The 15427-nt window shown below is 41.1% G+C and carries 12 protein-coding genes and 1 tRNA gene; 4 read left to right on the top strand and 9 right to left on the bottom strand.

The window, feature by feature from the left end; translation table 11 throughout:
• Positions 1-149: 149 nt before the first annotated feature.
• The 4 genes from infB to CZ367_RS06300 form a co-directional block, all read right to left on the bottom strand.
• On the bottom strand, positions 150-3059 hold the full coding sequence (gene infB / locus CZ367_RS06315) for a translation initiation factor IF-2 (RefSeq protein WP_077196091.1): 2910 nt from the start codon (positions 3057-3059) through the stop codon (positions 150-152).
• A gap of 130 nt (positions 3060-3189) precedes the next feature.
• Entirely contained in the window at positions 3190-4452 is a 1263-nt protein-coding gene (gene nusA, locus CZ367_RS06310) for a transcription termination factor NusA (protein ID WP_077196090.1), read from the bottom strand.
• A gap of 4 nt (positions 4453-4456) precedes the next feature.
• On the bottom strand, positions 4457-4924 hold the full coding sequence (gene rimP, locus CZ367_RS06305) for a ribosome assembly cofactor RimP (protein WP_077196089.1): 468 nt from the start codon (positions 4922-4924) through the stop codon (positions 4457-4459).
• Positions 4925-5544: 620 nt separating this feature from the next.
• Positions 5545-7839 (bottom strand): TonB-dependent receptor domain-containing protein, encoded by a 2295-nt coding sequence (locus CZ367_RS06300; RefSeq protein WP_077196088.1) that lies wholly within the window; start codon positions 7837-7839, stop codon positions 5545-5547.
• 380 nt (positions 7840-8219) lie between these two features.
• Here CZ367_RS06300 and CZ367_RS06295 point away from each other — a divergent pair, with 380 nt between their 5' ends.
• On the top strand, positions 8220-9350 hold the full coding sequence (locus CZ367_RS06295; protein WP_077196087.1) for an AAA family ATPase: 1131 nt from the start codon (positions 8220-8222) through the stop codon (positions 9348-9350).
• A gap of 199 nt (positions 9351-9549) precedes the next feature.
• Here the strand turns inward: CZ367_RS06295 and CZ367_RS06290 are convergent, their stop codons facing one another.
• Both CZ367_RS06290 and CZ367_RS06285 read right to left on the bottom strand, forming a co-directional pair.
• A complete protein-coding gene (locus CZ367_RS06290; protein WP_077197382.1) occupies positions 9550-11232 on the bottom strand; it encodes a S41 family peptidase in 1683 nt (560 codons plus the stop codon).
• A gap of 164 nt (positions 11233-11396) precedes the next feature.
• Entirely contained in the window at positions 11397-11921 is a 525-nt protein-coding gene (locus CZ367_RS06285) for a HutD family protein (RefSeq protein ID WP_084793488.1), read from the bottom strand.
• A gap of 20 nt (positions 11922-11941) precedes the next feature.
• Between CZ367_RS06285 and CZ367_RS15370 the strand changes: the two genes are divergently transcribed.
• The 3 genes from CZ367_RS15370 (at position 11942) to CZ367_RS15845 (ending at position 13304) form a co-directional block, all read left to right on the top strand.
• Positions 11942-12133, top strand: coding sequence for a hypothetical protein (locus tag CZ367_RS15370; protein ID WP_154669296.1), 192 nt, complete (start codon positions 11942-11944; stop codon positions 12131-12133).
• Between the two features lie 770 nt (positions 12134-12903).
• Positions 12904-12977, top strand: a tRNA-Asn gene (locus CZ367_RS06280).
• Complete coding sequence (locus CZ367_RS15845) at positions 12954-13304, top strand: hypothetical protein (protein ID WP_144005946.1); 351 nt, start codon at positions 12954-12956, stop codon at positions 13302-13304. Before CZ367_RS06280 ends, CZ367_RS15845 begins: the two co-directional genes overlap by 24 nt.
• On the opposite strand, the gene CZ367_RS06275 is transcribed toward CZ367_RS15845, so the two are convergent.
• Genes CZ367_RS06275 through CZ367_RS06265 form a run of 3 tightly spaced genes read right to left on the bottom strand, consistent with a single transcriptional unit; the run spans position 13247 to position 15421 of the window.
• On the bottom strand, positions 13247-13450 hold the full coding sequence (locus tag CZ367_RS06275; RefSeq protein WP_077196086.1) for a DUF4250 domain-containing protein: 204 nt from the start codon (positions 13448-13450) through the stop codon (positions 13247-13249). The two genes, CZ367_RS15845 and CZ367_RS06275, sit on opposite strands and share 58 nt — an antisense overlap.
• Positions 13451-13459: 9 nt before the next feature.
• Entirely contained in the window at positions 13460-13939 is a 480-nt protein-coding gene (gene cdd / locus CZ367_RS06270) for a cytidine deaminase (protein ID WP_077196085.1), read from the bottom strand.
• Positions 13940-13960: 21 nt separating this feature from the next.
• Positions 13961-15421: a right-handed parallel beta-helix repeat-containing protein gene (locus CZ367_RS06265; protein ID WP_077196084.1), complete on the bottom strand. Its 1461-nt coding sequence runs from the start codon at positions 15419-15421 to the stop codon at positions 13961-13963.
• Between the last annotated feature and the right edge of the window lie 6 nt (positions 15422-15427).

Genomic DNA, 15427 nt, shown 5'->3' with positions numbered 1-15427 from the left:
ACGCTGCTTAATACATATATAATAGTTGAAACAATTATTATGCCACGAATTGAACGATAACATTTGTTGCCATAAAACGGTAACATTTATTGCCATAAATTACAAACCGCCTCAACTCTCCAGTAGAAAAGCGAGGCGGCGTAGCATATTTATAATTTCTGTTCTACTTCTATTTCTGTGAATGTTTCTATCAAGTCTCCTGTCTGCAAATCGTTGTAATTAACAAGTGAGATACCACATTCAAGACCTGTTACAACTTCTTTCACGTCGTCTTTGTAACGCTTCAAAGCACTGATGGCTGCCGTATGTACTACGATACCATCGCGAATAACACGTCCCTTGTCTTTGCTGTGTACCTTTCCTTCGGTAACGATACAACCTGCAACCGTTCCAACCTTTGATATTTTGAATACCTGCTGTACTTCCACCTGACCTGTGATGATTTCTTTCTTCACCTTATCAAGCATTCCGACCATTGTTGAGGTTACATCGTCAATCGCATCGTAAATTACAGAGTAAGTATTGATTTCTACACCGTCGCGGTCTGCCAACTTACGAGCATCGGCTGAAGGACGAACCTGGAAACCTACGATTACCGCATCAGAAGCAGCAGCAAGCATAACATCATTTTCAGAAATCTGTCCCACTGCCTTATTGATTACGTTCACCTTCACCTTTTCGGTAGAGAGCTTGAGGAATGAGTCTGACAATGCTTCGATAGAACCATCGGTATCACCCTTCACAATGATATTCATTTCGTGGAACTCACCACGAGCAATACGACGAGAAATATCAGAGAGGGTCAAACGAGTTTGTGTACGCAAGCCTTGTTCACGCTGCAATTGTTCACGCTTGTTTGCAATATCACGTGCTTCTTGTTCGGTAGCCATAACGTGGAAAGTATCGCCCGCTGTTGGCGCACCATTCAATCCAAGGATAATAGCTGATTCAGATGGTCCTGCCGACTCAATACGCTGATTACGCTCATTGAACATAGCCTTGATACGTCCCCAAGAAGTTCCAGCAATAACATTATCGCCCACCTTCAATGTACCATTCGATACAAGGACTGTACTTACATAACCACGTCCCTTGTCCAAAGACGACTCGATAACGGTACCCGTTGCATTACGATTAGGATTTGCCTTGAGGTCAAGCATATCAGCTTCGAGCAATACCTTATCCAAAAGGTCGGCAACGCCCAAACCCTTCTTAGCACTAATTTCTTGACATTGATACTTACCACCCCACTCTTCTACGAGCAAGTTCATTTGTGACAAGTCTTCACGTATCTTATCAGGATTTGCACCTGGTTTATCTATTTTGTTAATAGCAAATACCATTGGAACACCTGCTGCCTGAGCGTGCGCAATAGCTTCTTTAGTTGTAGGCATCACAGAGTCGTCGGCTGCAATAATGATAATCGCAATATCCGTTACCTGTGTACCACGAGCACGCATAGCGGTAAACGCTTCGTGACCAGGGGTATCGAGGAATGTTACCTTACGACCGCTCTTTAAGGTTACTCCGTATGCACCAATGTGCTGTGTGATACCACCAGCCTCACCAGCAATTACATTGGTGTTGCGGATATGGTCGAGCAACGAAGTCTTACCGTGATCAACGTGTCCCATTACGGTAACGATAGGCGCACGACTTACGAGGTCGTTCTCATCGTCTATTTCTTCGCTTACAGCTTCTTGAACTTCAGCACTTACATATTCAGTGGTATAGCCAAACTCATCAACCACCATATTGATGGTTTCAGCATCAAGGCGTTGGTTGATTGACACCATAATACCTACCGACATCAAGGTTGAAATAACGTTGGTAACAGGCACATTCATCATCGTAGCCAATTCGGATACGGTAACAAACTCTGTCAATTTCAACACCTTGCTTTCCTTACGTTCTGCCTTAGCCTCAGCACTCAATCGTTCTTGAACTGCTTCACGCTTTTCTTTACGATACTTAGCACCCTTCTTGTTTTGGCTCTTGCTGGTAAGACGAGCAAGTGTTTCTTTTACCTGACGTGCTACTGCTTCATCATCTACCTCCAATGGTTTCTGATTGCGGTTGTTCTTCTTGTTGTTCTTACCACCGTTATTTCCATTGTTTTGGTTGTTGTTATGATTTTTCTTACCACCGCCATTCTTTCCGCCACCTTGTTGTTGGTTAGCAGCAGCGTTGATGTCTACACGTTCTTTTCCTATACGAACACGTTTTTTCTTTGCACCATTAGCCTGTGCCGACTTGTCTTCACGTTCTTTGCGACGTTCTTCCTTCGTCTTCTTCTTTGGACGAGTACTTTGGTTAATGGTACTTAGGTCAATCTTTCCTAAGATATTCACCTTTGGTTGGTTGAGCATCTTCTTCTCATTAGAAGTTTGGTAGATGCCATTCTTTTCAGACTCCATTTCCTTATTGCTTTGCTTTTCTTTATCTTCTGAAGCTTCTTTGATAGGAGCCTCTACCTTCGGTGTTTCTTTTTCTACTGCTTTTTCTTCTTTTGCTTTTGGTGCAGCAGATGGTTTTTCAGACTTTACTTCCTTAGCAGGTTGTGTTTCCTTTGCAGGTTCAACTGCCTTTTCAGCTTTCACTTCCTTAGGTTGTTCGGCTTTCACCTCAACCTTTTCAGTAGTTATCTTTACTTTTGTTTCCTCTTGTCGGGTTTCGGCAGCACCCTTTTCTTTCTGTTTAGAGGCATTTACTTTTGAGGCATCAGATGTCTTAGCCGCAGGTTTATTAAACTGGTCGAGATCAATCTTACCAATTGGTTTAAACTTTGGTTGTTCTTTCTTCAAGACAGCGTCTGCCTTATGTTCTGCAGCTTTTTGCTTCTTTTCCTTTTGTTTCTTAGTGAAGATTTTTGCTGCATCGTTTTTGATTGCTTGGTCGCCCTTGAATTCTTTTTCAAGTGCTTTGTATTGTTCATCGTTAAGTTTGAAACCAAGGTCGTTCTTGATTTCACCTAACTCTTGTCGTTTCTCTAAGAACTCCACTGCCGTTTGGAGTCCGATGTTAAGTTCTCGAATTGCTTTATTTAATCTGATACCCATTAATATTTATCTTTCTTTTTGAATGTTTGGTGAATTTATGTTTGCTTGTTTCATAGACAGGTGAAGTGGTTTCTAACAAGTATTTACCTCCTTGCTGCGGAGATATGCCTCAACACCTGTCCACTATCACCTAACTTTCAAATTCTGCTCTTAAAATGTTCAACATATTGTCGACGGTTTCTTCTTCAAGGTCAGCCTTTTCTATCAGCATCTCACGTGGAGCATTGAGTACTTGACGAGCGGTATCCAAACCGATTGCCTTCACAGCATCAATAACCCAACGGTCGATTTCGTCAGAAAATTCGTCCAAGTAGATGTCTTCCTCAGCAGCTTGTTCGTCCAACTCGCGGAACACATCAATGGTATAACCTGTCAACATACTTGCCAACTTGATGTTCATACCACCACGACCGATAGCCAAACTTACTTCTTCAGGCTGAAGGAATACCTCTGCTTTCTTGTTTTCTTCATCAATAGTAAGACTGCTTACCTTAGCAGGCGACAAAGCACGCTGAATATACAACTTAGTATTTGCAGTCCAATTGATTACGTCTATATTCTCGTTGCAGAGCTCACGCACAATGCCGTGTACACGGCTACCACGCACACCCACACAAGCACCTACTGGGTCGATGCGGTCGTCAAAGCTCTCTACAGCAATCTTCGCACGCTCACCCGGCATACGAGCAATGCCCTTGATAGCAATAAGTCCATCCTCTATTTCAGGAACTTCAGCTTCCAACAAGCGTTGCAAGAAACTTGGCGCAGTACGCGAAAGAATAATCTTTGGATTGTTATTCTCGTTATCCACACGCAAGATTACCGCACGTATGGTTTCGCCCTTACGATACTGGTCGCGTGGAATTTGTTCACCCTTTGGAAGTATCATTTCGTTGTTGTCTTCGTCTACCAACAACACTTCACGCTTCCAAGTTTGGTAAACCTCGCCCGAAATAATCTGTCCCACACGGTCTTTGTACTTATTGTACAATGAGTCGTGTTCCAACTCCAACACCTTAGATGCCAAAGTTTGGCGAAGGTTGAGGATAGCACGGCGACCAAACTTAGCGAAGTCTACAGTTTCAGAAACATCTTCACCCACTTCATAGTCAGGTTCTATCTTTTGTGCATCGGTCAAGCTAATTTCCTTATTCTCGTCCTGCACCTCACCGTCTGCCACCACAACACGGTTGCGATATATTTCAAAGTCGCCCTTATCAGGGTTCACAATAACGTCAAAGTTCTCATCCGAACCATAAATCTTGGCAATCACATTGCGGAAGCTCTCTTCCAAAACGCTTACCAACATCGTGCGATCGATACTCTTCGTGTCTTTAAATTCCTTGAAGGTCTCGATCATATTCGGACGTTCTTCTTCTTTTCTTGCTGCCATAGTTTTACTTGAAACTAATTATATATTTTGTATATTTTACTTCATCCATCTTGTACTCGTGGTCTACGTCCATTTTTACAGGGCGTTTCTTTCCTTCCACTTGTACTTTTTCGTTTACCGAAACCACAAAGTCGTTGCCGTCAACGCTCTTCAAGATGCCTTTCACCTTTCTGCCATCTTTATCCAACACCTCAACTTCTTTACCAATAAAGTTGACATATTGTTGTGGAACTTTGAATGGCTGACCCAATCCTGCCGAACCCACTTCCAACTCGTAGTCTTCTTCGTCACGTGAGAGATGTTCTTCAATATATTTGCTCAACTCCACACAGTCTTCTATCCACACTCCATCAGCGTGGTCTATCTCAACTACGATTCTACTATCGGGGCTCAACTGAATGTCAACAAGGAAGTACTCTTTGCCTTCCAACCATTCGTCAACAAGTTTTTTTACTACGTTTTTATCTATCATAAATTGTCTTAAGGTGGCTTCTAATAATTACCACCGTAAATTAACATCAAGAATAATGGGTTACGTTTCAATTTCTTTTATGCTCTTTTTGGCTCAAGTCGTTCATTCTTTCAGTCGTGTAGCACACTACACTCCTTTATTCATTTGCGATTTGTTCTCAAAAATAGCCTCAAACGACATTAAAGCTAATGATTAGAACCCACCTTAATATGAAAAATGAGGAGCTTCCGAAAAGCCCCTCATTCCACTGAACGATGCAAAGTTACGAACTTTTCTTCAGTTTTCCAAACATTTCGCACCTTTTCTATTAATTATGTTACATTGCCAGTCCTTCTTTCAACCCAAATCGGTCGTTAGACTTCTTCGAGATTTGCGAGCTTATTTTGAGCTATTTTTGGTTGTTTTTGAAGATGTTTAGCGAGCTAAACAACTAAAAAAAACAAACGAAAAGAGCCAAAATAAGGTACAAAGACGAAGAAAAGCATAACAGCTAAACGCTTTAAAAAGCCTTTGCAAACATCTTTTTTACGCACTAATCACATAATTCCAACTAAAGAAGTTACCTTTTTGCACGTAATTCCAACTAAAAACCATAGTTTTTTTGCACATAATTCCAAATATCACAATCGTTTTATTTCGTCATTACCAGCACCTTTACCTCGGTATTTATTACTTGCAGTATTAAAACTATAACGCAAAGTAACATAAAACGCTTGTACAGTACCTTTCAAACATTTCGTAAAAGATAGCCCTGGAGAATTTGCACTCCAATATTCACGTGATGTATTAAAAATATCGCTTATTATAAACGATAGTTGTAAACCACAAGGAAAATCTTTGACAACTGAAACAGAGGTATTTAAATTAGAATATCGATAAACCAATTCATCATTACCAGCAGATTTACCTACAAGATTAAAGGTTGCAAAGAATGATTTAGAAAACGACAGCATATTTTTAAATGCGTAAATTAATAAAGGTTTTGTATAACTCATTCCTTTATAATTAAGATGTTGAACATATCCGCCCAATGTAACAGTAGGTTTCCAAATTCCAAAAGTTGAGCTATACGTGGCTTGAACTCGCAAAGAGCTATAATCTGTATTAATATGTGTACTCAACGCAATGGGCTGATTGTCTATCAATGCTTTATAAAAACTAATGCCATCTTTCAAGTAAACATAGTTTGCACTCATCACAAAATCTTTATAACGTAGAAGCAAACCTAAATCATACTTATAGCAAGGACGCAATGAGGGGTCGCCTCTTTCATAAGTATATCGGTCGTTGTAAGATGTGCTGGAACGCAATACGCTATATGGAGGACGCATTATAGTAGAACGAAAAGATAGAGTAGCTCCGAATTGCTCTTTAGAATAACTGAGCGAAAGCGTTGGCAATAAACTGCTATACTTTTTAGATTGCTCTGCTTGCTTGATGTTATTCAACTTAAAATTGAAGTTCACCCACTCATAACGCAATCCCACATTCGTACTCCAATGTTTCCATTGTTTGTTGTATTGTCCAAAAAGAGCTATCGAGTTTTGTATTGTTTGATTATTATTTGATGAAAGTATTGTAACGTGTGCGTCATCAGTAAGGTCAAACTTTTGTTTGCTATTACTATATATGTATTCTTCTCCAAAGGTAAATTTACCAATAGAAGATGGCTTAGACAACATTATATTTTCTGCATACACATTCGACTTCCTATCGTTTTGACTTCCTACAATTACATTTCTATTTTGTTCCATCTCCGTTGTACTAAGGTCGGTTATGAGGTTAAGACCTGCATACGAAACATTTGCTTCTATCTGCCATTTATTTTTAAAAGTTTTTAGAAAATATCCCGTTACATTATGTTGCCCACCATAATTATTCTGAAAATAAAATGTATTCATTATATGGTCACCTTCTAAATCGGAAGAACGAAGCTCTCCATTAGAAGTATAAGGCATTTTAATGGTGCGAGAATAGAAATACTTCATTCCTGCATACAAGCTATTGTCATTCGATGCATAATTTATTCCTACCACAGGAACAATATATTTAGCGATAGACTTCATTGCAACTGTGCTATTTACAGCTATGGTTTTATCTAAATATGAAAGTAACATTTTATTTGTTTGGTCGCCTTCATTTCTACTTTCACGATAGTAGGTTGAAGCAAAAACATCAAAACCATTCTTACGATAATTAAACTTAGCAAAATCTTCTTGCGCAAATCTATGTGTTTGAATACCCGACCATTGAAACAAGCCTGACCAACCATCGCCTTGGTTACGAATAGTAGTAATACGTATCACAGCCCCTACATTTGAAGCATAACAACTACCTGGATTCATTATCACCTCGACATTCTTTATTTGGTTTCCTTTCAATCCTTTCAGTTCTGTATTATCAGTTATTTTTCTACCATCAAGATAGATAAGAGGGCTGCCTTTGCCCAACACACTTATCACACCATTAGACACATTAAGAAAAGGCAACTGGTTGAGTACATCGGATAGTTCAGGAAGTTTGCTCAAAGCACTACCTTGAATAGTAGCACTAAGTCCTTCAGCAGTCATTCTATAAATACGTTGTTTTCCTTTCACAACTACTTCTCCCAACAGCTTGCTATCCTCAACCAAATTTATAGTAGCAGTAGGCTCACCATTATAGTTTTTATAAAACGTGGTATAGCCTATTGAGGAAAACCTTAATATACAGGGTACTGATTTACACTCAATGGAAAACTTACCTGTCTCATTCGTAGTTGTACCGCCAAGCAAGGTTGAGTCGGATACAGAAAGAACAGCAATATTTACAAAAGGTATTGCTTCGTCCTTATCGTTCACAACAACTCCATTTAAGACTTGCGCAGTCAATTGAATACTCACAACTTGTAGTAGTAAAAACAAAATACTTCTCATCGCTTTATATTATTTCTTAAATACATAAAGAAGACAACAAAATTATTATAACTCAAACACAAAAGATTAAAAGTTAATATTTTTTAACTCCTCCTTTGATACTCTGTTCCCTTAAACCCAAGCGAGCTAAACAACTGAAACAACAAACGAAAAGAGCCAAAATAAGGTGCAAAGACGAAGAAAAGCATAACATCTAAACGCTTTAAAAAGCCTTTGCGGGCTAATGGCCGATTTGGGTTAAATGTTAAAATAGACCTCAAAAAAAGTAATGTAAAAGGAAACAAAACACAAGTAACACAAAGTTGTGTGATACAAAGTTGTGTGATAACGATTATTTTTGTATCTTTGCCCACATAATCTACTTTTTAAAAAACGATGTTATGGAAAGAAAGTTTGTTTTTGGTACAGCAGTTACCGACTATAATTTTACGGGAAGAAGCAAGGAGACAGAACGCTTAAAAACAGCTTTCCGCTCTGGTATCAACGTCATTTTGATGTCGGCACGTCGTTTGGGTAAAACTTCGCTTGTAAAACACGTGTGCCAACAGCTTAAATCCGAAGAAATAATTACAGTATATCTTGATATTTTTAGCTGCAAGTCGGAATACGATTTCTATAACAAGTTGGCAACAGAGGTATTGAAGCAGACCGCCTCACGCAAAGAGTTATGGTTGGACGAGGCAAAAGATTTTATGCTTCGCCTTGCCCCTAAAATATCGCTTTCGCCCAACCCCACTTCCGAATTTAGCATCGCTTTAGGCATAACACCTAAGACCCATTCGCCCGAAGAAGTTCTCTCTTTAGCCGAGAATATAGCCGTACGAAAGCAAAAACGCATTGTGGTGTGTATTGACGAATTTCAACAGATAGGCGAAATGGACAATAGTGCGCAGGTGCAAGCTCGACTAAGAGCCATTTGGCAACATCAGAAACACGTGTCGTATTGTCTTTTTGGCAGCAAACGCCACCTTATGAGCAGTATATTTCTTCATCGCAGCATGCCATTCTATCAGTTTGGCGACCTCATTGCATTAGAAAAAATATCAACCAAAGAATGGGTGGAATACATTGTAAGTCATTTTGCCGATGGCAACAAAATCATTACCAACGAGCAGGCAGAAAGCATTTGTACCTTTGTAGACAACTATTCTTCTTACGTTCAACAATTGGCGTGGATACTCTACACACAGACCAAAGAGGGTGAAGGAGTAACAGAAGAAAGCGTAAACATAGCAAAACAAGACTTGCTGAATGTAAATGAAATTCTCTTTATGCAAATGGTTGAACCGCTTTCCGAATATCAATTCAACTTCTTGCGTGCCGTGGTCAATGGAGTACATAGCGACTTTGGACTTGCAGAGATACGAGAAACTTATAAATTGGGTAGTTACTCCAACATTGCTCGACTAAAGAAAGCATTGTTAGAACGCGACATCATCACTTCCGAAAACAAAACGATAACCCTTACCGACCCTGTATTTGAACAGTGGTTTAAGCGTAAAATGATGTAAAATAAAACAGAACGACAAGAGTCTTTTATCTAAGTTTTACTTGGATAAGGAGATGTGGGGAACACCTTCGTTTGCTGCGGTTTTGTCAGACCTGTCGGACAAGTCTGACAAGTCTGACAGGTCTGACAAGTCCGACAGGTCCGACAAGTCTGACAAAACTGCCCCCACATAACTATTGGCTATAATTCCCAATAAGCCCTTACTCCCCCTTAGGTTGCAACAACTTATTGTATTTCTCCTTATTTTGCAACAGCTCCACCGCAGCTTTCCATTGCTTATCAAACTGCAAACTATTCTCTATCGTGCCTCGCTGATAGTGATAAATTGCCACAAGGTCGGCTGTAATGAGGCGTTTGATGGTTTCTTTATGGTGGTCGAGTTCTTTAGCAAGATTGTGTTGAAGTTTCTTTTCTAATGCTTCAAACTCTGGTTTAGCATCATCATAATAGCCTTCTAACTTGGCTACCTCTACAAGATTTTTCATAAACTTCTCGCTCTGACGGTCATATTTGAACCCACTCTTCAACATTGCAGCCTTAAAACTTTCAAAGTCTTCGTCCGTAATCATAAAGTCTTTGGCTGGCGCAATGGTAGCGTGACGCTTCATATACTCAATTTCCCAATTCAAAAGCACCTCCGTAGAGTCTACCCCACTACCTATGATATAGAAAGCGAGGTTGGGCAACGAGTCGGGCAACACTTCCACATCGGGCTTGATACCGCCTCCATCGCGCACCGCACGACCATTGGATGTGCGAAACTCCTTGGTAAGCGAGTCGGGTACGTGTTCCATATAGCCGCCCTTTCCGTGTTTGTAATTGATGGCTTGAATACAACGGCCACTTGGGATGTAATATCTGCTCGTTGTAAGCTTCAAGTTGCCATTGTAAGGCAAATCCATAGGAGCTTGCACCAACCCTTTCCCGTAAGTGCGACTACCAAGAACGATGGCACGATCTAAGTCTTGCAGACTACCACTGGTTATCTCGCTTGAACTTGCAGTTTCACCATTTACCAACACCACAATTGGCATCACGGTATCGACAGGTTCAACAGTGGTTTTGTATTCTCTATTGGCACGCTCCAACTTACCCTTGGTTTTCACCAACGTAAGCCCTTTTGGCACAAACATATTCACGATGTTGATAGCTTCCTGCAGCGAGCCACCGCCATTGTTTCTCAGGTCGAACACCAATGACTGCATACCTTGTTTCTTCATTTCGATGAAAGCACGGCGCACGTCCTTAGCACAGTCGGTAGTAAAACTATTCAAATTGAGGTAGCCTATGCCATTGGCTTGCAATCCATAATAAGGAACAGCAGGCATCTGGATAGCCTTTCGAGTGATTTTAAACTTCATCACCTTGCCCGTGGTAGGTCGTTTTACTTTGAGTATAAAACTTGTTCCCACATCTCCGCGCAATCGTTCACTAACGTAGGCAACATTCTTTTTCGCCATCGAAGAGTCGTTGATAGCAAGAATAATATCGCCTTTCTTTAGTCCCGCTTCAGCCGCAGGCATACTCTCGTATGGTTCGTCAATGACCACATTCTCTAATACGAGGTTGTAACGCACAAGCGCCCCGATGCCGGCATACTTGCCCGAAATCATCATATTCAGGTCTTTCACCTTTTCTTCAGGATAGTAAACCGTGTAAGGGTCTAACGATCGAAGCATCGCATTGATGCCCGTACCTATCACTTCGTCGGCATTTAGCGTGTCAACATACATCAAGTCCAAGTACTTATAAATAGCCGAAAACGTTTCTAAGTTCTTTGCCACCTTGAAGTTATGGTCTTTATCCGCTCCATTCTGTGCCATCATCGGAACAGAAAAGGCAGTAAGCAACAGCACGAATGCCCAACAAATCTTTTTCTTCATAATCATATCGTATAGCGTATTTGTTCGCAAAAGTACATTAATATAATGGAATAATGGCATTATTCTCTCTGTTTTTAGTTGAAAGCGTCCGACAGGTCAGACACGTCAGACACGTCCGACAAGTCTGACAAGTCTGACAAGTCTGACAATCCCGAATTTTGCCATCATTGGGCATTCATCGCAACCTCTATTGCTTTTCCTTTCACCCAATACGCCTCATCTGCCATTATCGTGTCGTATTTCTTCACTTGTTCTCCGTTCACCTCAATATCGTCCAAGGCAAACAGTAGGGTTAAGCCTTCGGGGAGAGTGGTTTCTTTTCCGTCTATCACACGCACCTCAACGGGCAATTCAGCCTTGAATATCACATTAAAGTCTATCGCACCTTGCGAATTTTCAGAACGCACTTTCTCACTCCCATCAAAGAGGAAAGGCGCATCACCACTTAGCGCAATGCGTTCGTTAGCTCTAAAGAGGGTCAACTCGCCCTCCACAGGAAGAATATAACGCTTATAACCTGTAAAGTCTGAGAAGTCGCTTTCGGTAAGGTCGATGATAGCCGACGAAATGCGCACATCAAAGTTGCGCTCGCCCAAAGTGCTGCCTTCAGGAGTTATCATCAGCTCTCTTGTTACACCGCCTGCCCATTCGTTTACCTTATAATCTTCTTGTTTTATTACTCGTATCATTTGTTTATAGCTTTTGTTTATTGTTGTTTTTATATTTTCTGTCGGACCAGTCGGACTTGTCGGACTTGTCTGACCCGCCCGACTGGTCTGACTGGTCAGACTGGTCAGACCCGTCCGACTGGTCCGACCTCCTCAATTATTCCATTGCCTCCTATCATCATTACAAATTTACTCCTTTTTCCTCACTCACCCCTTCTATTCGCAAAGATTAACACTTCGTTCCCTCCATTTGTTAACAAAAACCCTCCTCATAATTGCGATATTTTGCACCACGAATTTTATTTTTTCAAATATGGCAAGCATTCGTGTGCAACCATAAACCACTATCAAACAACGTCTTACAAACACAGCACCACATCTGTGCAACAAATACACCTTCTTTTTACACCCATACAGAACCTTTTTCTTCGCTTTCCAACCATTTCTACGCTGTCATAGTTCAACTTTGGTGAGGTAAAACATCAATGTATTGCTCGCCAAACATATATGTTTGACAATCCCAAAGTTCAACTTTGACAATTCTTACTTCTATTTTTCGTCTCCCAACCCTCCATCTCGTCTCTATAATAGGTCTGCAACTCGAAAATTAAATGTTAATTTTCCGCCTTTATAACATCGCTCGTTCTCCTTTTCTAAACATATTTTAACCCAAACCGATCATTAGCCCGCAAAGGCTTTTTAAAGCGTTTAGATGTTATGCTTTTCTTCGTCTTTGCACCTTATTTTGGCGCTTTTCGTCCATTCCTCTACTCCCTCCCACCCTTTCTAATCTCCCTCCTCACCCATTCTAACCTCGCCCATCGTTTTCATGCCCTCAATAGCTTTCACGCCTACCATTATTCCCCTTTTTGTCAGATTTTCTCCCCCCAAAGCCCCATAAATCAAGAAAAATATCATCTTTCTCGCATTTTTTTTGGAAAAAGTTTGGAGGAATAAAAAAAATGCCTTAACTTTGCACTCGCTAAAAAGAAATAGCAATACTGCTTCAGTAGCTCAGTTGGTTAGAGCACCTGACTGTTAATCAGGGGGTCGTTGGTTCAAGCCCATCCTGGAGCGCAAAGAGGATTACCGAAAGGTAGTCCTCTTTTTTATTTCATAACCATACTAAATATTCCCTTAATTCCGCAACACTATTATAAATTAAACTTTTCGGACCAGTCGGACCAGTCGGACCAGTCGGACGTGTCAGACAAGTCCGACAAGTCCGACAAGTCCGACTGGTCTGACTGGGCTAATGATGATTTGGGTTTAATAGTTCAATCCTTTTGTGGCTATATGGCTTTACAGCAATTCTCTAAGCAACACCTTTGCATTACATTGTTGGCTTATACAGCATCGTATCCTATGGGGCGAAACTGCCTTTGTTCTTCGCTATACACATAGCCTTCTTCGTGCAAAACAGCCTTAATATGTTCGGGTGTTTCATCAAAGTTGTAACACAAAGTCTCAAGTGTGTCAAACTCATCGTCACGCAATAGCATATTAATGCTGCTGACTAAAATTGCAGGGTCTTTGGGTAAGTGTTCCATAATATACTGTTATTTCATCGACTCGCCCACAAACTGAAGTGGCAACAAGTCTTTTATTGTATTGATAATATACACGCCTTCCGTTCCATAAAGCAAAATACGCACAGGACGCTTGTAACGGTCTTCCATCTCCAATATAACTTGACGACACGCACCACAAGGCACAATGGGTTGTTTCATCAATCCTCCGCCATTGCGTGCAGCAATAGCAAGGGTCTTAATGGCTTGGTCAGGGCGTTGCGACTGGGCTGCAAACACTGCCGAACGTTCAGCACATAGTCCTGAGGGATAAGCTGCATTCTCTTGATTTGCCCCAATCACGATAGTATCGTCTTCCAAGTAGAGCGCAGCTCCCACGCTAAAACGACTATAAGGCGAATAGCTATTAGCGGTTGCTGCAATGGCTTTTTCAACCAATACCTGCTCTTCCGCTGACAACTCGTCCATCTGACAGCATCCTATTTTAATACTTAAATCTATTGTTTTCATACGTTCTTTATTTCTTTAATACTATTCTTCCACATACTCGTAGCATCCTATATCAGGCACATCTGTACGTTGCTTGCCGTCACGGTCAGTCCCACTCGTTCCATTTGCCAACACATAGCCCTTATTGATGGCTTTCGACGCTTTACGCAAATGGAAATCGAAACGTTGTTTATCGGCATCTACAAGGCGGAAATGCTTCTGACCCGACTGCACCGTGTCGGCTTTGTCTTCCCATTCCACCTCTATGTACTTCGCAGCATCTATTTTTTCTTCTTTCGTGGTACGCAATATGCTGTGGTCAAATCGATAGTTCAGCGCTGCATCTTTGCTGAATGCACCCATTATCACATCATCGGCAAAACCTGTTATAAGCGAGTTGTACACGTCAAACTGCAACAACGGATAGAGTTGAGTACCCGAATTGTCGCCAAAACGTAGCGCTGCCCCGCGATTGCCATCGAAAGGATAAAATTGTGCAAGCGTGCAATGGCTCAGCGTTACTCTACCTCCAAAGACTGCAACACAATCCTTGAGCGCATTAGAGAGCAAAGTGTTGCTGACATCCACCTTACAATTGGTTGACAACAAGCCATACCCTTGACAATTGTGTATGTTACTTTGCTTGATGGTAAGCTTTTGTCGGTCAACGTTAGATGAGTCGCACACAATGCCATTATAGGTAGAATGAATATCGGCAAACGTTATTTCGTTATCGTAACTTGGTTTGTAGAAGTGTATTCCGCGCCACTGTCCGCTCACATCATCGTATTTCAGATAGTCGAACATCCAGTCCAATCGGTCGCCACGAAGGGTTACAGCCCCTTCTTTAGCGTTCGTTCCCTCTATTTTCAGTTGTCCGTAGACATCTATTCCAGCCTTGTTTGAGAAGTAGAGCGTTGTTCCCTCGCCTATCGTCAACGTAGCTCCTTCAGCCACTTTTATACCTCCTTGAATTACGATAGGTTTCTTTGTTTTAATTGTAGTATTCTCTTTTATCTCTACATTCTTCCACAATTCAGCGTCCCAACTAAAGGCATTGAGGTTCACCTTTTGCTGTACACCGCTTTCGAGTGTAAAGATAAGATTGTCTTCCACCTTCTTTGGCTCTTCCGTACCGCTCAATGGCGAGGTAAGTTCTACAAATACACGAATACTGTCTTTGCTTCTCACCTCAAGATTATTCACCTGATAGCCACTTGCCTGTCCCAAGTAAACACCATCCACATTCACTCTAAAACCTGTCTGATTGCCTTGAGCCAAGCGCACGTTTGTCAATCTAAGTCCATTGCCCGACCTATTGTACACCCAAAATGTCTTTGTAGGTGTAGGCACTTTAGAGAAAGTGGTATCCATCTTCACCGTATCGGTAGAGAAGGTCAACTTGTTATCCATCGACGTTGTAAATGTATCATCGTCGTTGCAAGCCGTTGCTAATCCCACAACAGCCACAAACAATATATAGCCTAATCGTTTTATCTTCATACTTAT

Origin of the sequence: Prevotella ihumii, from assembly GCF_900155655.1 — a bacterium.
Classification (GTDB): Bacteria; Bacteroidota; Bacteroidia; order Bacteroidales; family Bacteroidaceae; genus Prevotella; species Prevotella ihumii.
This window is presented reverse-complemented; position numbering and strand designations above follow the sequence as displayed.